General features: G+C 68.6%; 17 protein-coding genes and 1 tRNA gene. 9 read left to right on the plus strand and 9 right to left on the minus strand.

The genetic code is table 11. The annotated features are described in order from the left end of the window. Positions 1-6: 6 nt before the first annotated feature. A complete protein-coding gene (locus ACTMO_RS0116350) occupies positions 7-759 on the minus strand; it encodes an SDR family oxidoreductase (RefSeq protein WP_019855763.1) in 753 nt (250 codons plus the stop codon). 263 nt (positions 760-1,022) lie between these two features. Between ACTMO_RS0116350 and ACTMO_RS0116355 the strand changes: the two genes are divergently transcribed. The 4 genes from ACTMO_RS0116355 (at position 1,023) to ACTMO_RS0116370 (ending at position 5,157) form a co-directional block, all read left to right on the plus strand. After that, positions 1,023-2,201 carry a low temperature requirement protein A gene (locus ACTMO_RS0116355; RefSeq protein WP_019855764.1) on the plus strand — a complete coding sequence of 393 codons (1,179 nt, stop codon included), beginning with the start codon at positions 1,023-1,025 and terminating at the stop codon, positions 2,199-2,201. A 3-nt stretch (positions 2,202-2,204) separates the two neighbouring features. Continuing rightward, entirely contained in the window at positions 2,205-3,365 is a 1,161-nt protein-coding gene (locus ACTMO_RS21315; RefSeq protein ID WP_033401567.1) for a low temperature requirement protein A, read from the plus strand. A gap of 122 nt (positions 3,366-3,487) precedes the next feature. Beyond that, positions 3,488-4,072, plus strand: coding sequence for an STM3941 family protein (locus ACTMO_RS0116365; protein ID WP_019855766.1), 585 nt, complete (start codon positions 3,488-3,490; stop codon positions 4,070-4,072). Positions 4,073-4,200: 128 nt separating this feature from the next. Next, on the plus strand, positions 4,201-5,157 hold the full coding sequence (locus ACTMO_RS0116370; RefSeq protein ID WP_026449321.1) for an alpha/beta hydrolase: 957 nt from the start codon (positions 4,201-4,203) through the stop codon (positions 5,155-5,157). Between the two features lie 98 nt (positions 5,158-5,255). Here the strand turns inward: ACTMO_RS0116370 and ACTMO_RS0116375 are convergent, their stop codons facing one another. Further along, positions 5,256-6,197 carry a threonine/serine dehydratase gene (locus ACTMO_RS0116375; RefSeq protein WP_019855768.1) on the minus strand — a complete coding sequence of 314 codons (942 nt, stop codon included), beginning with the start codon at positions 6,195-6,197 and terminating at the stop codon, positions 5,256-5,258. Between the two features lie 63 nt (positions 6,198-6,260). Then, positions 6,261-6,449 carry an N-acetyltransferase gene (locus ACTMO_RS21325; protein WP_157062922.1) on the minus strand — a complete coding sequence of 63 codons (189 nt, stop codon included), beginning with the start codon at positions 6,447-6,449 and terminating at the stop codon, positions 6,261-6,263. 134 nt (positions 6,450-6,583) lie between these two features. Here ACTMO_RS21325 and ACTMO_RS0116385 point away from each other — a divergent pair, with 134 nt between their 5' ends. Continuing rightward, positions 6,584-7,567: a pirin family protein gene (locus ACTMO_RS0116385; RefSeq protein WP_019855770.1), complete on the plus strand. Its 984-nt coding sequence runs from the start codon at positions 6,584-6,586 to the stop codon at positions 7,565-7,567. A 57-nt stretch (positions 7,568-7,624) separates the two neighbouring features. On the opposite strand, the gene ACTMO_RS0116390 is transcribed toward ACTMO_RS0116385, so the two are convergent. From ACTMO_RS0116390 to ACTMO_RS0116405, 4 genes are all read right to left on the minus strand, one after another. Then, a complete protein-coding gene (locus ACTMO_RS0116390) occupies positions 7,625-8,059 on the minus strand; it encodes a VOC family protein (protein ID WP_026449322.1) in 435 nt (144 codons plus the stop codon). A gap of 107 nt (positions 8,060-8,166) precedes the next feature. After that, positions 8,167-9,666: an AAA family ATPase gene (locus tag ACTMO_RS0116395; protein WP_019855772.1), complete on the minus strand. Its 1,500-nt coding sequence runs from the start codon at positions 9,664-9,666 to the stop codon at positions 8,167-8,169. Between the two features lie 4 nt (positions 9,667-9,670). Further along, the gene (locus ACTMO_RS0116400; RefSeq protein ID WP_019855773.1) at positions 9,671-12,376 is read right to left on the minus strand and encodes a hypothetical protein; all 2,706 of its coding nucleotides are present in this window, start codon (positions 12,374-12,376) and stop codon (positions 9,671-9,673) included. A 359-nt stretch (positions 12,377-12,735) separates the two neighbouring features. After that, complete coding sequence (locus ACTMO_RS0116405; protein WP_245556217.1) at positions 12,736-13,398, minus strand: hypothetical protein; 663 nt, start codon at positions 13,396-13,398, stop codon at positions 12,736-12,738. 517 nt (positions 13,399-13,915) lie between these two features. Between ACTMO_RS0116405 and ACTMO_RS0116415 the strand changes: the two genes are divergently transcribed. Together ACTMO_RS0116415 and ACTMO_RS0116420 are read left to right on the plus strand one after the other, a co-directional pair. After that, a complete protein-coding gene (locus tag ACTMO_RS0116415) occupies positions 13,916-14,794 on the plus strand; it encodes a ThiF family adenylyltransferase (protein WP_026449323.1) in 879 nt (292 codons plus the stop codon). Positions 14,795-14,799: 5 nt separating this feature from the next. Then, entirely contained in the window at positions 14,800-15,771 is a 972-nt protein-coding gene (locus ACTMO_RS0116420; protein ID WP_281167522.1) for an aspartate carbamoyltransferase, read from the plus strand. A 75-nt stretch (positions 15,772-15,846) separates the two neighbouring features. On the opposite strand, the gene ACTMO_RS0116425 is transcribed toward ACTMO_RS0116420, so the two are convergent. After that, positions 15,847-16,665: an ArsR/SmtB family transcription factor gene (locus tag ACTMO_RS0116425; RefSeq protein WP_051099100.1), complete on the minus strand. Its 819-nt coding sequence runs from the start codon at positions 16,663-16,665 to the stop codon at positions 15,847-15,849. A gap of 65 nt (positions 16,666-16,730) precedes the next feature. Between ACTMO_RS0116425 and ACTMO_RS0116430 the strand changes: the two genes are divergently transcribed. Beyond that, entirely contained in the window at positions 16,731-18,131 is a 1,401-nt protein-coding gene (locus tag ACTMO_RS0116430) for an MFS transporter (RefSeq protein WP_051099101.1), read from the plus strand. Between the two features lie 1,050 nt (positions 18,132-19,181). Here the strand turns inward: ACTMO_RS0116430 and ACTMO_RS0116440 are convergent. After that, a tRNA-Thr gene (locus ACTMO_RS0116440) sits at positions 19,182-19,257 on the minus strand. Between the two features lie 391 nt (positions 19,258-19,648). Between ACTMO_RS0116440 and ACTMO_RS0116445 the strand changes: the two genes are divergently transcribed. Then, the gene (locus tag ACTMO_RS0116445) at positions 19,649-21,091 is read left to right on the plus strand and encodes a threonine/serine exporter family protein (protein WP_019855780.1); all 1,443 of its coding nucleotides are present in this window, start codon (positions 19,649-19,651) and stop codon (positions 21,089-21,091) included. The last annotated feature ends 175 nt before the right edge of the window (positions 21,092-21,266 follow it).

Here is a 21,266-nt window from a genome sequence, read left to right on the forward strand (position 1 = left end):
CGTTCCTCAGCGGGTGGTGTAGCCGCCGTTGGGGAACAGGGTCTGGCCGGTGAACCACCACCCGTCGGTGGCCAGGAACTCGATGATCGGGGCGATGTCCTCGATCCGGGTGAGCTGGTTGCCCATGGCCTGCGACTTGTGGAACTCCACCCGCTCGGGCGTCTCCTGCGGGTAGAAGAACGGAGTGTCCATCGGCCCCGGAGCCACGGTGTTGACCGAGATCCCCCGGTCGGCGAACTCCTTGGCCGCCGCCCGGGTGAAGTGCTCCAACGGCGCCTTGCCCCCCGCGTAGGTGGAGTAGCCGTCGGTGAACGCCGCCAGCAACGAGGTGCCCAGACTGATGATCCTGCCGTGGTCGCGGAGCCTGCGCCCGGCCTCCTGGATGAAGAAGTAGCCCGCCTTGGCGTTGACCGCGAACATGCGGTCGTACTCCTCCTCGGTGGTCTCCAGGATCGGCTTGCGCAGCACCATCCCGGTGGTGTTCACGGCGATGTCGGCGCCGCCGAAGGTGTCCACCGCCGTGTCGAACAGCCGCCGTACCTCGCTCAGTCGGGTCAGCTCCGCCTGCACCGGGACCGCCCGCGACCCAGCCTGGCGCACGGCCTCGACGGTCCTGTCCGCGTCCTCGGCCGAGGAGTCGCCGTGGTAGTGCACCACGACCTTAGCCCCCCGTTCGGCGAAGGTCGTGGCCAACAACCCGCCCAGGTTCTTGGCCCCTCCGCCGATCACGGCCACCTTGTCACTCAACGTGCCGGTCATGCTCGTCCCTCCCCGTTCGTGTCGGCACGGTCGGCGCGTCGGCACCGACCACACCGTCGACGCTAGGCGGCCGCCCCGCGGCCCGGGAAACACAACCTTTTCGTAGCCCCACAAACGGAACCGATAACCGCAGGGCAGCCGACCTTTTCCCGTTCCGGGACGCAGTTCGTGGCCACTCGGGAACGCCGAGGAACTCCCCTCGCGCACCGACACGGGCGTCGCCTTCCGGGACCGAGGGCCGTCCGGTTGCTACTCTCCGCCCCATGCACACCAGCGGCGGGGAATCCGTACTCCGGCAACGCCGTACGGGCGAGGCCCCGGAGGTCGGCGCGATCGAACTCTTCTTCGACCTCGTGTACGTCTTCGCCGTGATCCAGCTGTCCCACTTCCTGCTCGCGCACCTGACCGGTCTCGGCATCGTCGAGACGGCCGTGCTGTTCCTGGCCGTCTGGTGGGGATGGAACTACACGGCGTGGGCGATGAACTGGCTCAACCCGGAACACACGGCGGTGCGGGTGCTGCTGGCGGTGCTCATGCTGGCCGCGCTGGGTATGTCCGTGTCCCTGCCCGCCGCCTTCGACGACGAGGCACTGCTGTTCGCGGGCTGCTACGTGTTCCTCCAGGTGGTGCGCACCGCCTTCGTGGTGTGGGCGTGCCGGGGGCTGCCCCTCGGCAGGAACTACACCCACCTGCTGGTCTGGAGCGTGCTGGCCGGGGTGTTCTGGATCGCGGGCGCACTGGCCCCCGCCCACCAGCTGTGGCTGTGGGTGGTGGCGGTGGTGGTCGACTACGCGGCCCCCCTGGTGCGGTTCTACCTGCCCGGGCTGGGCAACCGACCCGAGCACACCTGGCCGTTGCACCGCGAACACCTGGCCGAACGCAACCGCCTGGTGTTCATCATCGCGCTGGGCGAGTCGATCCTGATCATGGGCTTCGCGCTCATCGACGTGGAGCTGACCGCACCCGTGATCGCCGCCACCGTGCTCGGTTTCGCCGGGTTGGTGCTGCTGTGGTGGAACTACTTCGGTTTCCGCATCAGCCACGAGGTCGAACACGACCCGGAGGGAAGCCACCAGACGGCGATCGCCCGGTCGGCGTTCGCCTACGCGCACGCGGTCATGATCGCCGGGGCGATCGTGCTGGCCGTCTCCATCGAGCAGGTGACGCTGCACCCGCTGGGGCACCTCGACGCGGCCGTCGTCGGCTGCGTCACCGGCGGGCCGGGGCTGTACCTGCTGGGCAACCTGCTCTACATTCGCGCCCGCACCGGAAAACTCGCCGTCTCGCGGGTGGTGGTCCTGCTGCTGCTGGTGTTGCTGGCGGTGTTCGCACTGGTCACCCACGCCGTAACCCCGATCGTGCTGGCGGGGTTGTCCACGCTGTGCATGCTGGGGCTGGCGGTCTACTCCAGCAGCGCCCGACCCACCGTCGCGCACGCCTGAGGCATGGCGGCCCGCGCGGGATCCCTGGCTCGGCCGCTGTACCGGCCCATGCGTGCCCGAAACCCCGCCGAGTCGCGGGGGCAGACCCAGCTGGAACTGCTGTTCGACCTGGCCTTCTCCGCGGCCTCCGGTTTCGCCGCCGTACGGCTGGCCGAACTGCTGGGCACCGGGGCGGTCGGTACGGCGGTACTCGGATTCGCGATGGTGTTCTTCGCGATCTGGTGGGCCTGGCTCAACTTCGCGTGGTTCTGCTCGGCCTACGACACCGACGACGGTCTCACCTGGATGGTGACCACACTGCTCATCCTCGGGGCGGCCACACTCGCCGCGGGGGTGCCCGGTGCCGTGGCGGAACGGGACTTCGTCGTGATCACCGTGGGGTACGCGGTCATGCGGCTGCCGCTGGCCGCGCAGTGGGTCCGCGCGGCCGTGGGAGACCCGGCACGCCGGGCCACCTGCCTGCGGTTCGCCCTCGGTATGGTGCTGTTGCAGCTGGCCTGGTTCGGCAGGCTCGCACTGCCGGAACGGTGGATGCTGGCCGCGTTCCTGGTGCTGGCGCTCTGCGAGGTCGCCGTACCTCCGTGGGCGCGGCGAGGCGGGTCGCTGCCCACCAACCCCGGCCACCTCGCCGGTCGTTACGGGCGTTTCACCCTGACCGTGGCCGCCCAGGTGATCGTGGCCACCGTGTACGCCCTCCGCCTCGGGCTGGAGTCCCCCGGCAACGGGCCGTTGCTCGTCGTCGCGGTCACCACGGCGACAGCGGCCGTGGCGCTGCTGTGGCTGTACCACGCGGTGCCGCACGCCACGGTGGCCGCGGGCGGGGGAGCCCGGATCTGGGAGTACGGACACTACCTGCTCGTCGGGGCGATGGGTGCCGTCGGCGGGGCCGCGCGTCTGCTCGCCGAGAGCACCGCCGCACCGGGGACGCAACGCTGGGCGGCGTTGCCGCTGGCGGTCGCCGTCGCCGTGGTGCTGTTGAGCCTCTGGCTGTTCGGGGTGCTGCCCGGCCAGGACCGGCCCGGACTCGCCCATCCGACGTGTGCCGTGCTGGTCGTGCTGAGCGCACTGCTCATCCCGAGCGCACTGTGGACGGCCGGAGTGGTCGTGCTGTTGTTGCTGGCCACGGCCGCCGTCGAAGGACTGAGCACCAGCGGCCGGTTTTAGGCAGAATCGGCCCCTCCCGCCCGCCCGGTACCATCCCGTTCCCGCCGGGATGGCAGGCTTTCCGCTCCGGGAGTGCCCACCACCTGACACACGCGGCCACCAGGCGGGAGCCAGGAGGAGAGATGAACACGTTCCAGCGGTCCGCGAGCCCGGGCGAGCCAGGCTACCTGTTGGCGGTGTACCCGAACAGGGTCCGGCTGTCGCTGGTGACACTGGGTGCGCTGGTGTTCGCCCTGTTCGGACTGTTCATGTGCTACGAGGCGCTCACCGCCATGCGCTCGGCCCCGCGGGCCGGACTGTTCCTGGCCACGGGCGGGCTGGGGGTGGCCTTCTTCGGCGCGTGCCTGGTCTACGGCGCGCTGCGCCTGTTCCGGCCGAGACCGGTGGTGCTGCTGGACAACGCGGGGCTGCGCGACCACGCCTCGCTGACCAGCGTCGGCTTCATCCCGTGGGACGAGATAGCCGGGGCGATGGCCGACGTCGACGGAACCCAGCGGGTGCTGAGCATCGTGCTCGACGACCCGGAGAAGCTCCTGCGACGTGTCCCCGGACTCAAGGGGTTCCTGCTGCGCACCAGCACCAGGATGACCGGAACACCGGTGAACATCTCGCAGACCACCGTGGCCATGCCCATCCCCCAGCTCGCCGCCGAGATCCGCCTGGCCACCGAGAGGACCACGCGGGTGCACTCGGAGGAGCACACCTGACGGACTCCTCCGTCAGGGCGCGTCCGCCCGGAATACCGGAACAGCACCGGCCGTTGCGTCGAACGTCACGAGCACACACCACTGTGTACAGTGCTGTTCCCGCCGAGACGACCGGGGAGTTGTTCCGCATGGCTCTGGACGAGGCAACCAGGGCGTTGGTGGCCGCGATGGCCGACAGCGACGCCACACCACCGCACGAGCTGACCGTGCCCGAGGCCCGTGCGGCCATGGTCGGCCAGCTCTCCTCCACAACCGCCGCCGCCCCCGAGATGCACAGTGTGGAGGACGTCGAAACAGCGGGCCCCGACGGCACCGTCCCGGCCCGCGTGTTGCATCCCGTGGAGTCCCCACGTGCCCTGATCGTCTACTACCACGGTGGGGGGTGGGTGCTCGGCAGCGTCGACGAGTTCGAGGTGTTCGGCCGGGTGCTGGCCGCTCGTACCGGATGCTCGGTGGTGCTGGTGGACTACCGGCTGGCGCCGGAACACCGCCATCCCGCCGCGGTCGAGGACTGCTGGGCGGCACTGCTGTGGGCCGACCGCGAACGCGAACGACTCGCCGCGGGCCCGGTTCCGCTGCTGGTCGCCGGGGACAGTGCCGGCGGCAACCTGGCCGCTGTGGTCTCCGCGCGGGCCGCCGCCACCGCCACGGCCCAACCGTCCATGCAGATCCTGGTCTACCCGGTCACCGACTGCGACCTCGACACCGCCTCCTACACCGCGCCGGAGAACCAGGTGACCCTGACCAGGGACACCATGATCTGGTTCTGGGACCACTACCTCCCCGAGGTGCGGGCCCGCCTCGCCCCCGAGGCGTCCCCGCTGCGGGCCGAGGACCTCTCCGGGCTGCCGGAGACCGTGGTGCTGACCGCCGAACACGACGTGCTGCGCGACGAGGGGGAGGCCTACGCGCGACGACTGGAGGAGGCCGGGGTGCGGGTGTGGCAGCGGCGTTTCCCCGGACAGACCCACGGTTTCCTCACCCTGGTCGACACGCTACCCGGAAGCGAGGCGGGCCTGGCCTACATCGCCGAGGCCGTGGACAACCATCTGGCGGGCGGTGAACGCGAGAGCAGCTCCGCCTGAGCCACGCCGAACCGTCCGGCCGCACCGGTTTCCGCGTTCACCGGACCCGGTGCGGCCCGGCCCACGTCGGAGACCGTTCGGCTCCCCGGGTTCGGGACTCATCCCAGGTCGGCGGGATCGGTGTTGGCCCCGCACAGCACCACGGCCACCCGCTCCCCCTCGGAGGGCCGGTAGGCCCCGGACAACAGCGCGGCCCAGGCGGAGGCGGTGCCGTGTTCGACCACCAGGCGGTACTCGCGCCACAGGTGTTCCCGCGCGAAGCGGATGTCGGCGTCGTCGACCAGCACCGACTCCACTCCCGTACGCACGGCCACCCGGTGGGCGATCCCCCCGAGGCGGGAGGCACCGAGCGAGTCGGCGGCCACCCCGGACACGTCCACGTCGACCGGTTTCCCCGCCGCCAGCGCGGAAGTGAGCGTGGGGATGGCACGGGGTTCGACACCCACCACCCGCGCGCGGGACTCGGTGGCCGCGGCCACCCCGGCCATCAGCCCGCCACCTCCGACGGCCAGCAGGATCGTGTCCAGCTGGCCGCCGGTCTGGTCGAGCAGCTCCGAACCCAACGTGCCCTGGCCCGCACAGATCTCGGGCTGGTCGTAGGCGTGGCAGAACAACGCCCCGGAGTCGGCGGCGTCCTCGATCGCGGCGTCGTAGGCCGCGGCGTACTCGCGCCCCACCCGCACGACGTGCGCGCCCAGTCTGCCCAGCTTGGCCACCTTCACCTCCGGAGCGGTCTGCGGGACGTACACCCGGGCGGGCAGGTTCCGCCGCGCCGCCGCGCGGGCCACCGCCAGTCCCGCGTTGCCGCCGGAAGCCGCCACCACGCCCGCCCCGGCGGCAAGCTCCTCCTCCGAGGCGGACAGCACTCGGTTGAACGCACCACGAGCCTTGAACGAGCCGGTGAGCTGCAGCTGTTCCAGTTTCAGCCATACCTTCGCCGCCTCGGGAAACTCCTGGGCGGAAAGCTCCAGCACCGGTGTGCGTCTGATGTGTCCGGACACGCGGTCCAGGGCGACGTCGACGTCGGAACGAGTGACCATACGGACAGTCTGCCCGCCCGTGATCACCGCCCGCCACCGAACAGCGAGCGGCGGCCGGAAGACTCAGATCCGCTTCTCGAACAGGGTCACGGGAAACAGTCCGGGCACGTGGTGTCGCCCCACCTCGTGGAATCCGTGGACAGCGTAGTAGGAACGCAGCACCTCGTTGGACTCCGCGCAGTCGAGTCGGAACATGCCCACCCCAGCGGCACGGCCGAGTTCGGCGGCGTTTTCCAGCAGAAAGGTGCCCATCCCGGTTCCGGCATCACCCACCACACCGTGTTCCCGGCGGAGGTACCGCCGCGCCGCTCCAGCGGTCCCTCCACGCCACCGTGCCGCATACTCGGGGGACACCGACCGGACCACCCCGCCGTGAGGGGGAGACGATGAGCAACCTGGAAACCGCCCCGGCGGAGCTGACCTGCACCAACGCCGAAGACCAGAGCGGGGGAACCCGGCTGCTGCGGCCCCGGGAGGTGCCGCTGGGTGGGCCGCGGGCGATGACGGTGCGCCGCACGTTGCCACAGCGGCAACGCTCGTTGATCGGGGCCTGGTGCTTCGTCGACCACTACGGACCCGACGACGTCGCGACCACCGGCGGCATGCGGGTGCCCGGGCATCCGCACACCGGACTGCAAACCGTCTCCTGGCTGTTCGACGGCGAGGTGGAGCACCGCGACACCCGCGGAACGCACGCGCTGGTTCGTCCCGGCGAACTCAACCTGATGACAGCCGGGTCCGGAATCGCCCACTCCGAACACTCCACAGCGGACACAGGTGTCCTGCGCGGGGCGCAGCTGTGGGTGGCGCTGCCCGAACGCCACCGCCTCACCGACCCCGCGTTCGACAGCTACGCACCGCCACCACTGGAACGGGACGGAGCCCGCGTGTCGGTGTTCTTGGGCAGCCTGCTCGGCCGGAGTTCGCCGGTACCCACCTACACCCCGCTGCTCGGCGCCGAGATCACCCTGCGGCCGGGAAGAGAACTGGACCTGGAGGTCGACCCCACCTTCGAACACGGAGTGCTCGTGGACACCGGCGCGGTGACCGTCGCCGGGGTCCGGGCGAACTCCGGAGAACTGGTCTGTCGGGACACCGGCCCCGACCGGCTCACCCTCCAGGCCGCACCGGGAGATCCGGCACGGATGCTGTTGCTGGGCGGGCGTCCCCTCGGGGAGCGGATCGTCATGTGGTGGAACTTCGTCGGAGGAGACCACGAGGAGATCGTCGCCCACCGTCAGCGGTGGCAGCACGAACGCGCACACCCGAACACCGGACAACCGCGCCAGTACGGGCGGTTCCCCCCGCAGTGGAGAGACACCCTGCCCGCCCCGGAGCTGCCCCACGCCCGCTTGAAACCCCGCCAGTGACTCGTCTTCGGCTCCCGCCGTGTGGCGCCCGCCCCGGCGCCCGTCCGGGACGGGCGACTAACTGGCACCGAAGTCGGGGAGGGTGACGGAACCGTCCGGGGCGAGCGGAAAACCGGGGTTGTAGGCGATCTCCCAGGCGTGCCCGTCGAGGTCGGTGAACACCCCGGCGTAACCGCCGTAGAACGTCTCGGCAGGGGGACGGGTCACCGTGGCTCCCGCCTGCCGTGCGGTCTCGATGACCTCGTCGACCTCGTGCTGGTGGCGGACGTTGTGCGCGAGACAGATTCCACCGAACCCGCCGTCACTCTCACCGGCCAGGCCGCTGTCGGCGGCGAGTTCCGCCCTGCCCCAGAGCGCGAAGGCCATGCAGCCCGTCTGGAAGAACACGGTCCGCTCCAGCTCCTGGCCCTGCCATCCCAAGCGCTCGTAGAACTCCTTGGCCCGCCGGAGGTCGGCGACACCGAGGGTGACGAGGCTGATCCGCTGTTCCATGGTCGGGAAACTACCGCCGGGCACCGACACTCGCCCGGCGGCGGAACGCTCCGCGACCGCGGCCGTGCTCCGGCGCCGGAGATCCCCTCGGGACACACGCGGTACCGCTACCCCTCCCCGACGGTGAGGGTGCCGCGCGCGAAGGTCTCCAGGATGCGCCGGTGGGTCTGGCGCGGCAGCTGCCGGGTGCCCGGCTCGCCGAACGGGGTTCCCGGCCGGGCCGGGGCCTGGTCGAGCAGCCCGTCGATGCCGGGGCGGGTCAGCAGCAGCAGCCCGTGGGTGGCACGGGTGCAGGTGACGGCCAGCCGCCCGAAGGCCGAGTTGAACTCGTCGAGCCGCGAGGCCCCGCTCAACGGGTGGATCGCGACCGTGAGGCGGTTGGTCTGCCCCTGCCACGAGTCGACCGTGGAGGCCACGATCTCGGTCCCGGCCAGCGAGTACTTCCGCCGCAGCCGCTCGGCGAGGTCGTCGGCGTCGTCCACCGCCTGGTTGCGCGTGGCCAGGATCGCGACCAGCGGCTCACCCGCACCGTCCCCCGGACGCGAGGTGAGCGTGTTCCCCGTCGGGGAACCCTCGGTGTCGTACTCCGCCTGTTCGAGCGCGAACCCCGAGCCGAGCAGCTCGTCGAGCAACGACTCGACCGTGCCCAGCAACGGCGGGTCGACGTCGGCGGCCTCGGGCTCGGGCAGCCCCGCCACCTCCAGCAGTGTCGGCACCCCGGTGCCGACCTGCCGCCAGACCGCCCCCGCCTCCCCCGGAAGCCCGTCGACGACCAGCCTCCTGTCGCCGGGGGCCGCCACACAGTCGAGCTCGCTCCACTGGGGATAGAACGCCCGCCACAGGTCGAGGTGACCGGCAGCCGGACGCCACACCGCCGGAAGCTCCACCGACCAGGTGCCTTCCTGGCCGTCGAAGTCGGTCGGCCACGCGCGGTACGGGTTGAACCCCGCATCGCCCCGCCACGGGTTCCGCCCCGCCTCCAGCGGCGGGAGCTGTCCGACGTCACCGACCCCGACCGTGAGCGGGGAGGCCGGGGCGACCCGGTCGAACAGGTGGTGCGGAAGCTGCCAGGCCTCGTCGACGAACAACGCGTCGAACACCGTCTCCCCGTTGTGTCCGGCACCCACGTGTTCGCCCAACCGGTCCAGCTCACCGGGTGTGCCGAGCCGGTGGGAGGTGGAGACGACCACCCGGCACTCGGGCGGGATCTCGGCGGCGGTGGTGGCCACGCTCGTCCGCGACCTCGCCTGCTCGGGCACCTCCTCGCGTCGTCTGCCGCTGACGAACAGGCACACCTGATCCTCTCCCAGCAGTCCACCGAGGGAGGCCGCCAGCGGGTGGATCTGCTTGTTCGTGAAGGCGACGACCCCCACCCGGCGGCAGTCGGGGTGTTCGACGGCCTCGACCACCAGGTTCCTCAGGACGAACGACTTGCCGGCACCGGCGGCGGCCTTGATCAGCAGACGTTCCAGCGGTGCCTTCCCGGACAGGGCCCGGCGCAGCACCTCGGTCGCCTCCTCGGCCACCACGGCGTTGCCCCTCGCCGCCCGAGCGTGGTGGACACGCCCGCTCCCCGGGGAGGCCGGTTGGGAGAACTCGACCGTCACGACATCACTCCAGGTCCTCCAGTGTCATGTGATCCGGCGGTGCGGTCACCGGCCCGGCCGTCACCTCCCCCACGGGTGTGCCCGCGGCGGGAACCTCGAAGGCGTCGGAGTCCACGAGCGGCGGCCACACCCGCGGGTTGAGTTCCCCGCGAGCGCGTCGTTCGGCGAGCCGGTCGGAGTGCTCGGCCTCGACGTCCTCGTGCGGGCGGCAACAGTGCTCGTGGGCCTCGGGATCCTCGGCGTGGGAGTGCGGCTCGCACGTCGGCGTGGGGGCCGAGCAGTCGTCGACCGGCGGCCGGTCGACCGGCAGGAAGCGGTTGCCCGTGTTCCCCGAGAACCAGGCGAAGTCGGCGACCACCAGCCGGTCCCCGGCCGCCAGCTCGGCAACGGTCTCCGGTGTCCACACGAAACGCCGGGGTGTCCCGTCGTCGACGCTGGCCAGCGGGCCGATCGACATCCCCGAGAACCGAACGTTGCTCTTCTGCACCGTGAGTTCGACACCGGGGTCCTCGACGCGGGCCGTGCCGTTGACGTGCAGCAGCACGATCCGGGTGCCGTCGCCGATCCGGCGGGAGTCGACGTCCAGCACCACCGGACCGACCGAGACCACGGTGGCGACGGCGAGCTCGCGGGTGCCGGCGTCGGTGGCCAGCTCCTCGGCGGCCCGGGGGTTCGCCAGCGCCAGCAACCGCTGGTGACACTTGTCGTCCCGCTCGATGGCGGTGACCATCCTGTTGCGCCACGAGCGGTGCGTCCGCCCGAAACGCACCAGGTCGGAGGCGTGCAACGCCAGCCGCCCGCGCCACACCCGCTGGGCGACCCGTTCGATCTCCCGGTGGACCCGGCGTACCCGCGAATCCGGCACGGCCGCCAGGAAGTCCAGGGCACGGTCGAGGATCTCGCGTTTGTAGTCGAGCTCCTCGGTCACCAGCGCCGCGTACCGGCTTCCCGACTCCCCTCGGGAGTCCACTGCGGTCAGTGCCTCGTGCAGGGAGTCCGAAGTCCGGTTGGTCAGCCGGGCACCGGGAGTGTGGGGGCGGGCTTCGACCGCGTCCTCGATCTCCCTCGGTTTCACGGGCCCGTCGATGACGGACTCGGCCCAGATCACCAGGTAGTCCAGGCGCTGGGAGGCCACGACGGGGCCTCCGGCCACCACCTGCCGCGCGAGAGCGGCCCGCAGGTCGACCAGCGGACAGCGCAGGCTCATCGCCCGGGCGCGGTCCTCCTCCAGCAGGAAGGACACGGCCGTACGCGCGGGCTCCTCCAACGGGGGAGGAATCTCGGCGGGCTCCCCGTCGAACGTCCGGGGCTCACGCCCCATCCGGACGTCCCGTTCCCAGCGCAGCCTGCTGAGTTCGACACCGGCCAGGTTGTCGGCGATCGAGACGAGAACATCGGCGGTCGGCTGGTCCGGCACGACCAAGTGCACCGGATCCGGAACGTCTCCGCCCGCCTCGCGCCGCTCGGTCATCGCCGCGGACAGTTCCGCTCCGAGCAGCCGCATCACCTCACGACGGGTCCACGGGGACTGCGGTTCGTCGAACACGGTGCTCTCCCACGGCTCGCGTCCCCCGGCGGTGACGCGTCGCGTGGCCATCCCGTACACGCCGAGCGCGGCGGAGTCCGACTTGGCCAGCACCACGTTGACGGTGCCCGGCTCCCCGGCCTGGTCCACACGCCGTTGTCCGGTGCGGCGGGCGACTCCCTCCAGCGTGGCGGTGACGGTCTCGACCAACGAGACCGGGGCGGCACCTTCGTCCGTGCCGTGCACTAGCCCGAGGAGCCGAGGGCGTGCCTCAGCGGGGACTCCCAGCTCCACCAGCAGGTCACTCGGGTCGGTGGAGGTGCGGAGTTCGTCGCGGCAGTAGGAGAACAGCGGGCACCTCGGGCAGGTCTCCGGGTCGAAGGTGGCCCGCAGCCGGGCGACGTGCTCGGAAAGGTTCTCCGCGGTCACCGGCGGGGTCCGCGCGGACTCCCGACGTCGCTGCGCCAGCCGCGTCCGCACCTCCGCCCGGTGGTCGTCGAGCGCTTCCACCAACACCTCGGGCTGGAGGAAGGCGTTGCGGGGCACGGCGAGCGCACCGTGGGAGTGCAGCGACATCCCGCTCGGCAGGCGCAGTCGTGCCTCGACGGACTCGGCCGCCGAGGCCACCTGGAGGAACCCCTTCAGCAGCCGGGCGTCGTCGATGCGGGAACGCAGCCGCTCGTAGTCCTTGGCCACGCCGAGGACCAGTCGGGAACCGTCGCCGCCAGCGGCGACGACCACCGCGAAGTCGGGGGCGACGTGGGGGGCCTCCTGCTCGTCGGCGGGTTCGGAGTCCGGCAGCGCGAGCCCGTGCAGCAGCGTGGCCGCGCCGTGGGAAGTGGCCCGTGTGTGGGCGTGGGCGAGCGACCCGGCCGTGTCGGCCGCGTCGCCGTTCGCGTCGGTGGTCACGACCTCGGTGGGACGGTCCATCCCGAGCGCGCCGAGCGTGGTGGTGACCGTCCGCCGGGAGAACCGCGTGTCGCGCACCAGGTGGGCGAAGGTCATCGCCCGCATCCACCGGGCCTGGGGAACGCTGCCCGCGTCGTCGGGGGAGCCGAGTTCGGCGGCGAGTTGTCGGCGGGTGCGCCCGACCACGAGCGGGTCGGTCCCCCGGAAGCGCGCGCAGGCCAGATGGGCGGAGGAGGCGAGCTCACTCGCCGTCCGGACGAGGGCGGGGTCCGCCATACGCAACCCCCAGTGGCAAGTCGGGACCGCTCAACCGAGCGCGGGACGACAGGGCAGGACCGTCGAGTGTAAGCGGTCCCGATCACGCGGAACTCGACCGCGGGTGTGCGGGTGTGTCCCTTCGGGACTGCCGAACGCGGATCACCCCGTGTGCTGTGGACACCCACTGAGAGGACTCGATCCTCTGACCATCCGCTCACAAGGAGCTTGAGCCACACATACAACGACAGTGACCAGCGAAGACGTTCACACAACCGGTCGATGCGCTCGATCCTAACCGAGCTCGTCGGCCCCGTTTCGCACCACGATGATGCCACGACCCGCTTGACAGCGGGCGATTCGCAACAGAACCAGTGACGTCACGGCACACGTTCGAGCATGGTCAGCGGCAACGATTCACTCCAACTCTTCGGGGACCTCCAGAGGAACGAGTGCGCAGCCCAGTTTGTCGTCGCACCGTTGGTGACCACTGAGTGCAGCAGGCCGTTGTAGACGATATCCCACATGTCACGGTCCTCCTGCAACTCATCCACTTTTACCTGCACCTTGCGCACCCCACTGTCCTTGAGGTCGAGGTGCATCGACATCCCACGGTGACGGACTTTGATGTCGGTGAGCTCGTACAGCAGCACCCACGCGCGACCGACTTTCAACCAATCGACTCCGACCGCCGGATCGACCAAGCGGAAGGTCCCGTACATGCCCAGTCCAGTCGCAGAGAGGAAGAGCCACATCCAGGGAATGCTGAGCCAGTCGTAGTCGAAACCCTGCCGGAAACCGATCAGGATTCCGATCACCATGGAGTCAGCGACGCCCATGCCGATCGCGTAGCGCCGGCTGTGCCGATACCACTCCAACACCGGCCCCTGTCCAGGCGGCGGCGAGGGTTTGCGCCATTGGCTGCGGTCGCGTTCCGAATCCTGGTCCTTCGGCGGCTTGTCCCCCTTGAAAAATCCCGGCGCCCGTGGAGGGCGTGGCTCGCCAGTCCACGTATCCGGACGGGGCTGCAGCTGCTCCGGCACCACTGGATTCTCCTCAGACATTCCTCGTCCCGCCTACTCGCCCGTCAGCAGACTCTCCGCCTCGGTCGCAAGGAACTCCCCCGCCATACTCCCGAGCGCTCCACCGACCACGGTGCCAACACCCGGGCAGATCGCTGAGCCGAGCGCGCCCCAAGGGGGCTGAACAGCGAGATTCATCACCGCAAACACCGCCGAGACGGAGGGAAGTGAGGGCAGCCGACCCCTTCCATCGGACAGCGTAACGAACGAAGAGCCATTCTCAGTAACAACAACGTAGGAATATGCCATATTTGCATTTATCATCAATTTTTACTTTTTGAACATTTTGTACGATTTCTCTTATATTTTGCAAATATTCACCCGTTCGAACCATTGCGAACTTCTATTTGACGCGATTAGATTTATCCACTGCGCCCACTGGGAGGATTCGAGGAAAAATAAAGACGTAGACGAACTGGGGGGTCTTTACTCAGGAACTACCCGAAGGTAGCGATCAACACTTTCTTTTGGGGACAACATGAATCAGCGCAAGAGGTACACAGCCGAGTACGACGACGCCTTTTACTGGAAGCGCGTACGACGAAACCTTGGATGGCTCGGTAACACCATTGACGAACAGCGCAAGAACCAACTGAAATTACGCGACGTCGTCGTAGGGGTCGCGGGTTGCGGCGGAATCGGCGGAGCGATAGCGGAACGTCTTGCCAGGATGGGTGTTCGCCACCTGAAGGTTGCGGATCCGGACACTTTTGAAGTCTCCAACATCAACCGTCAGTACGGCGCGGAAGTGGATAACTTGGGGCGAAACAAGGCCGAGGTTACCGCCGAGCTGATCTATCAGACAACGCGGGACGTCAATATCGATGTGTTCCCGGAGGGGATCACCGCCGAGACAGTCGACGAGTTCGTCGAGGGATGTGACTACATCCTGGACAAGATAGAACTCTACGAAATCAATAGCCGCTATAAGCTCCACCGGTCGTTCCGTCGTTCCGCTCGTTGCAACTTCATGGCGACGACACCGGTATTCGGAAACCGGACATTCTTTTTCAAGTGGACACATGATTCGATGCCAGCAGAGGAGTATTTCGGGATAGAGCCCGGATCCGAAATGAACGAGGAGAACGCGCGGAGACTCATCAGCAGGTTTATTCCCGAGATGCCCGAATTTCCGAGCTCTGATGCCCTCGAGAAATGGTTCATCGAGAACATGACATGCCCCATCTTCGCCGCGACGCCGCCGTTGGCCCAGGGAATGCTGGCCTCTCGACTCGGTCTAGCGATCACCGGACTCGATCAACTTCCTGGCGTTCAGCAACTGCCCGCAACTCCCGGTTATTCAATGATCGACACGGAAAAGTGGATCATGAAGACGGTTGAAGGAAAATGGTGGTGAAACTGATGTCTCATCCCACGATTGCGGGAGTTCCCCGACTCCCCACCCCCGGGCACGCCGTCTCCTTGGATGAGTGGTCTGGGGCAGACCTAGAGGCGTTGTTCGAGTTCGCCGACTGGATCAGTGAGCAGGACATTCAGATAGTCTCCAGGCTGGCGCCAGGAGTCACGATCGCGACCTGTTTCTTTCAAACGAGCACGCGTACACGACTCAGTTTCGAAGCAGCGGCTGCGAGGCTCGGTGGAACATCGCTCGGGTTCGCGGACGCCAGCACCACCCGATCTGGTGACTTTTTCGAGGAATCGCTCGAAGACACGGTCCGCGTCGTTGGTAACTACGTGGACCTGCTCGTCCTCAGGCACACTGATGACGATGCGGGCCACCGGGCTGCGTCGGTGTCGCCGGTGCCAGTCGTCAGTGCGGGCTCCGGAGCGAAAGAACACCCGACGCAGGGGATGCTCGACACATGGATGATCAAGCGGACGCTCGGGGCGCTGGAGGGTGCACGTGTCGGCATTGCCGGTGATCCCGACGCACGGACAACGCGCTCCATCCTGACGACGCTATGCAAGTTCGACATCGCCGAGGCCGTATTCCTCGTCCCCCCTGGTGGGGCTGTACCGGACGACGAGCTGTCCACCATGGCCGAATGCGGCGTCGTCCATAGCTTCGCGTTCTCCGCGGAGGATCTCGTGCAACGGGTCGACGCGGTTACCATGATCCCGTTCCAGCTTCCATCGTTCTACGTCTCGTCGGGAACGCAGTCGGAACGAGAAGCGTTGGATCCGAATCTGGTCTTCTCCCGCCGTCTCCTGACCGGTGTCGGCAAGAATGTGCACGTCTTCCATGCAGGTCCTCGGCTCGGCGAGCTGCCGATCGAAACGGACGACCTCGCCAATGTGCACTACTTCGCCGGGGTTCGGGCCGGCACTGCGCTACGGGCGGCACTGATCTGTCAGCTCATCGCCCCGAAGTAGTTCCGGGTTGGCAACCGGAGGGTGGGCTGTCCATTCGTTCCGTTGAGAGACGGACAGTCCACTCCCCCACCCATTCTAAGCGGAGGAGCTGCTCCGCCAGGAGGTTCCTGCGGGGGTGGTCGTGAGGCCGAGCTCCTCGCAGAGGAACTCCGCTCCTGCATCGGTCAGTGTGACGGCTCGCTGTCGCGGTTTGCGGTGCACCCAGCCGTGTTCGAGGAAGCTCGTGGCGAGAGCGGCACCAAGTCGACCTGCCAGGTGATGTTGTTGCTCGCTCCAGTCCATGCAACACCGCAGCAGCGGTCTGCGGTTCTTCGTTCCGGCGAGGGCGTCGAGATCCACTCCCAAGCGGGGAAGAACGTAATTGGCTTCGGGCCCCAGCTGGTACGGTTGCTGCCGCACCGGCGCCGACAGGCGATCGCCGTCACGCCGCTGTGGCGTACCGCGACCGTCGGCGCGGAGGAGTGCGCGCTGTTCCAGCAAGGCGGCCAGGAGACTCACGCCGAGCCCACCAGCCAGGTGATCGTAGCACATTCGTCCTGCCCGGAGGGCTTGAGCGCGGGTGCCCTGCCGCAGGGACCGGATCGGGGTGGTCGGCGCAAGGCGGGCCAGGCTCTCCAGAGCGGTGGCGATGTCTGTACTGGCCAGGCGGTAGTACCGGTGGCGACCACTGCTTTCCACGGAGAGCAGACCCCCGCCGAGCAGCTTGTTCAGGTGGGCACTCGTCGCCTGGCGCGAGAGCCCGGCCTCGTCGGCCAGCACCGACGCCGGGAGCGCACGTCCGTCGGCCAGGGCCATGAGCACTTTCGCGCGTGCGGGATCGGCGAGCAGCGTCGCCACAACGCTGATATCCGCGTCCCCACCGGCACGCCCAGGCACACCCGACAGCTCACTCATGGCACACATTCTCGCGTACGGACGGTTCACCACACCTGGAACTGTTCCCGCGGCACGCTGCCACCATGTCGATCAATCTCGAAGCTCCGCCGCGAACCCGGCACCGTGGACTCATACTGGCCACGATGTGCGTAGGAATGTTCCTGGTACAGCTCGACGTCACCGTGGTCAACGTCGCGCTGCCGCACATGCGGCTCGGCTTGTCGGCCACGCTCGAACAGCAACAGTGGATCGTCGACAGCTACGCCGTGGTCCTAGCCAGTCTGCTGCTCGTGGCCGGCGACGTGGGAGACCGCTTCGGGCACCGACGCGTCGTGGTCACCGGGCTGGGCGTGTTCGCCGCTGCCTCGATGCTGTGCGCGACCACGCCCGTGATCGAGATGTTGCTGGCCGGACGTGCGATCCAGGGTATCGGCGCGGCCCTGCTCCTGCCCTCAACACTCGCGGTCATCACCCACGTCTTCCAGAACAGCGCCGAACGCGCGAAAGCCGTCGGCGTGTGGGCCGGCGTGTCTGCTCTGGCCCTTCCCGCCGGTCCGTTGCTGGGCGGGGTGCTCGTCGCAGCCCTGGGATGGCGCACGATCTTCTGGATCAACATCCCGATCGTGGCCCTCGCCCTGCCTGCGACCCTGTGGCTGGTCGCCAAACCCACCGCACCCGAGACCCGTCGCCGGCTGGATCTTCCCGGCTCGGCCCTGGCCGCGATCACGCTGGCCGCGCTCGTCTACACCGTGATCACCGTCGGACATGCGGGCATGGGAACCGAAGCGTGGATCAGCGCGGGCATCAGCCTCGTAGCTCTAGTGTGCTTCCTACTGCGGGAACGTTCGGCGAAGGCGCCAATGCTGCCGCTTTCGCTGCTGCGGGTTCCGGCCTTCGCCGGCGCTAACCTCGTCGCCGCCGCGATGAACCTCGTCGGCATCGGCACCGTGTTCGTCACCACGCTGTACCTGCAGAGCGTCCAACACCACTCCCCGCTGGTCGCCGGAGCGCTGATGCTTCCGCTCTTCGCCCCTCTCGCCGCGCTTTCCCCCATCACCGGAAGGCTCACAGCCCGCTACGGAGCGCGACTGCCGATGACAGCAGGACTGCTGGTCGGTTCAGCCGGGTCGCTCACCCTGACCCGCCTCACCCCCACCAGTCCCTACCTCGCTCTGCTTCCCGTGCTCATCGGCCTCGGCATCGGGATGGGGCTGCTCACCGCCGCCGTCGTCTCAGCGGCAGTCGGCGCCGCCCCCGCAGAACGCGCTGGACTGGCCAGCGGCATCAACAACGCCGCCCGCCAAGCCGCCGGCGCCATGGGCATCGCCCTCTACGGCGCCGTTGCCGGGAACCCCGGACAGAGCGAGATTTTCACCGACCACCTGCACACGATCGGCATGCTCGCCTGCGCTCTCTGGATCGGCGCCCTCGCCTTCACGTGGGTCACCGTCCCCCGTCCCGAACAACAGGCAGCGACGACGTGACAGCCATCTTCCCGGCCGCTCGAACGATTCCGCGATCCACCCGGGAAGCGGTCAGAGCAAAAGCACTGAAGGTGACGCCCATTTTGCCTGTCACAACGGGCTCCGAGACGTTCCTGGAACGCAGGAAACGGCTGGCAACCCCCTGGAGGAGCTCAACAGAACCCTGCACGACGTCGTGTTTTCCGGCGACGGCACCGAGTCCGCCACTCCGGTGAGATCCAGCATGCCGGTCACCATGGACAGATCGTGGGCACCCGCAGCGACAGCCAGCAGCGCCTACCGCACGCACCCGCTTATCGAGGTCCGTTCGGAGGCCGCTCGTGTCCGGACTGCCGACGTGCCCAACCACTGTCCCTACCGCGCCCTGCAATGCGGCACCCAGTTGACACCGGAGCCACACGAGGTGTTGGTGCGACCGACATACTTCCCGGCCAACCAGGGAAAATTGTGTCAGACGGGCTGGAGAGCACCCACGGTGTCGGATGTGGCAGACCGTCTGGTGCCTCCGTTGGTGCGACGAGGCGATCGGCTCACCGCCGTGGAGGGGACACCGCCCTGGACGGGGTCGTCACCCGTGTTCGAGCTATCCGCGATGGGCACGGTGTGCACGGCCTCACGGTCTTCGGCAGCGGTGGGCTGACCGACGAGAAGTCCTATCTGTTGGGCAAATTCGCATACCTGGCGTAGGGAGTCAGTCAAACCGATTACAACGGCCAGCCCGGTATGTCCTCGGCGGCCTCGGCCGGAATCGCCGCCTTCGGGGTGGACAGGGGGCTGCCATCTCCGGTTACTGACCTGGCCTGCTCGGAGGGGTCCTGTTAGCTGAGGCCAACCCAGTCGAGACGATGTCGCTGCTTGGTCACCGGATCAAGACCGGCCGACACCCGGACGCGTAGCGCACCATTCGGCAGTTGATCGATCGCGCCTCGTTGACGACGACGGCCCTTCGAACGCCCAGTCATGGATCCAGAATAAGGGCTTCTGGGTCACAAACTGGGTCATAAAGCCCGTCGACACAGGGAACCCGGAATCAAAACCCCAGGTCAATCGTGGAGCCGCTGAGGGGACTCGAACCCCTGACCATCCGCTTACAAGGCGGGTGCTCTACCGACTGAGCTACAGCGGCACGCGTGTCTCAACGCACGCCCCTCTCATCCTAATCCCCCACCGGAGACCTCTCGGGCACCGGTCCCGCCACGACGACCTTCTCGCCGACCTCGCCGAGGCCTCCGAACGGGCATCCCACGATGCGGTGAATCGCATTCTCGTCGTACCGGGAACGCGTACGCTCGGGTGTCGGGGCGAGACACCCTCCCTCGTTCCTTTCCACGGAACGACGTGCACGAACACACGTTCGACCCCTCCACTTCCCGCCCCACCAAGGCGATCGGTCGCCGAAACCGGTGACGGACGACACCATTCGCAAGTGCAACAGTGCGCCCGTGGAGGCCGATTCCAGGGGTGAACAGCGTGATCGACGTTCCACGCGCACGGCCAGGCAAGGAGGCACAACAGCAGTGGGAATCACGCAGCGCGCACGTGGTGTGCTGCGGCGGCGCGAACCTTCCGAAACCGTCGGGACCCGCAACGTCGTCTACGGCCCCTCGCTGCCGGACGACTCCACGGTCCACCTCGTCCTGGAGCTCGCCCTGCGCATCGGGGAGATCCAGATGGCCAGCGGCGTGGGCGCCTCCGACGTCAGCGCCACCATCACCAGCGTCACCGACGCCTACGGCCTCCCCCACTGCGAAGTGGACGTGATCTACACCTCCATCACGGTCTCGTGCTACCGGGGAACCGAGAACCTGCCCATCACCTCCCTGCGGGTGGTCCGCAACCGTTCGCTGGACTACACGCGCCTGGCCGAGGTCGAGAAGCTGATCCGTCGCATCACCTCCGGCGAACTCACCACCTCGGACGCCTACGCCGAGCTGGAGACCATCGCCAGGGCCACCCACCCTTTTCCCCGCTGGGTGGCCACCCTGGCCTGGGCCGGGATGGCGGCCGCGCTGGCGGTGCTGCTCAGCGGAGGCACCATCCCCCAGCTCCCCCTGATCGCGGCCGGGGCCACCGCCCTGGTCGACCGGGTCGGCCGGTTCCTCAACCAACGCGGCCTGCCCATCTTCTTCCAGCAGACCGTCGGCGGGGCCGTCGCCACCAGTGTCGCCCTGGCCTTCTACGCCACCGGCGTGCTGCCCAACGCGGCACTCGCGGTGGCCGCCAACATCATCGTGCTGCTGTCGGGCATGACCGTGGTGGGCTCCATGCAGGACGCCATCACCGGCTACAACGTCACCGCGGCCGGGCGCATCGCCGAGCTGGCGCTGACCTCGGCCGGACTGATCTCCGGCGTGGTGCTCTCGCTGTACCTGGCCCAGCGCATCCTGCCTCCCGAAACGCTCGGCGGCGGGCTGGACCTCGAACAGGCCGGGGGCGGTGTGGTGCTGCTGCCCGGTCTGCTCAAACTTCCGTTGCAGGCCATGGCGGGAGCCGCCACCTCGGCCTGCTTCGCGCTGGCCAGCTACTCCCCACCCCGCCCGCTGGTCGCGGCCGGGGCCGCCGGGGCCATCGCGGCCAGCATCTTCCAGCTCATGACGCTGGTCCAGGTCAACACGATCCTCGCCTCGGCGGTGGCCACCACCATCGTGGGTTTCGTGGGCGGGGTGGTCGCCCGCAGACTGCGCATCCCCGCCCTGGTGGTCGCGGTCTCCGGTGTGGCCCCGCTGCTGCCGGGACTGGCCACCTACCGGGCGCTGTACGAACTCTCGGTGCAGGGCAACCCCACCGGGCTGTCCACCCTGATGGGAGCCGGGGCCACCGGTCTGGCCCTCGGCGCCGGCGTGGTGCTCGGTGAGTTCCTCTCCCAGCCCGTGCGGACCGGCCTCGGCCGACTGGAACGTCGCATGTCCGGACCGCGCATGTCCGGACCACTGCGCCCCACCGAAAGGAGGCTGGACTGAGTATGACCACACCCGGTATCCGGACCTCCTGGCACTCCGCCACGCGGCGGAACACCGGCCCGCCGTCGGTGACCGGCCCGCCGGGACTCCTCGGGGCAGGCCTGCGGAATATTCCGCGTTTGCCCCGCACATCCCCGACACGAGTGATCAGGGGCGAGCAGTCCCGTTGCGTCGC

The sequence above is a fragment of the Actinopolyspora mortivallis DSM 44261 genome (assembly GCF_000384035.1).
Taxonomy (GTDB): Bacteria; Actinomycetota; Actinomycetes; order Mycobacteriales; family Pseudonocardiaceae; genus Actinopolyspora; species Actinopolyspora mortivallis.

Coding starts and splice junctions, on each gene's coding strand:
- ACTMO_RS0116350 (WP_019855763.1), bottom strand. CDS start 759: ATGACCGGCACGTTGAGTGACAAGGTGGCCGTGATCGGCGGAGGGGCC.
- ACTMO_RS0116355 (WP_019855764.1), top strand. CDS start 1,023: ATGCACACCAGCGGCGGGGAATCCGTACTCCGGCAACGCCGTACGGGC.
- ACTMO_RS21315 (WP_033401567.1), top strand. CDS start 2,205: ATGGCGGCCCGCGCGGGATCCCTGGCTCGGCCGCTGTACCGGCCCATG.
- ACTMO_RS0116365 (WP_019855766.1), top strand. CDS start 3,488: ATGAACACGTTCCAGCGGTCCGCGAGCCCGGGCGAGCCAGGCTACCTG.
- ACTMO_RS0116370 (WP_026449321.1), top strand. CDS start 4,201: ATGGCTCTGGACGAGGCAACCAGGGCGTTGGTGGCCGCGATGGCCGAC.
- ACTMO_RS0116375 (WP_019855768.1), bottom strand. CDS start 6,197: ATGGTCACTCGTTCCGACGTCGACGTCGCCCTGGACCGCGTGTCCGGA.
- ACTMO_RS21325 (WP_157062922.1), bottom strand. CDS start 6,449: ATGGGCACCTTTCTGCTGGAAAACGCCGCCGAACTCGGCCGTGCCGCT.
- ACTMO_RS0116385 (WP_019855770.1), top strand. CDS start 6,584: ATGAGCAACCTGGAAACCGCCCCGGCGGAGCTGACCTGCACCAACGCC.
- ACTMO_RS0116390 (WP_026449322.1), bottom strand. CDS start 8,059: ATGGAACAGCGGATCAGCCTCGTCACCCTCGGTGTCGCCGACCTCCGG.
- ACTMO_RS0116400 (WP_019855773.1), bottom strand. CDS start 12,376: ATGGCGGACCCCGCCCTCGTCCGGACGGCGAGTGAGCTCGCCTCCTCC.
- ACTMO_RS0116415 (WP_026449323.1), top strand. CDS start 13,916: ATGAATCAGCGCAAGAGGTACACAGCCGAGTACGACGACGCCTTTTAC.
- ACTMO_RS0116420 (WP_281167522.1), top strand. CDS start 14,800: ATGTCTCATCCCACGATTGCGGGAGTTCCCCGACTCCCCACCCCCGGG.
- ACTMO_RS0116425 (WP_051099100.1), bottom strand. CDS start 16,665: ATGAGTGAGCTGTCGGGTGTGCCTGGGCGTGCCGGTGGGGACGCGGAT.
- ACTMO_RS0116430 (WP_051099101.1), top strand. CDS start 16,731: ATGTCGATCAATCTCGAAGCTCCGCCGCGAACCCGGCACCGTGGACTC.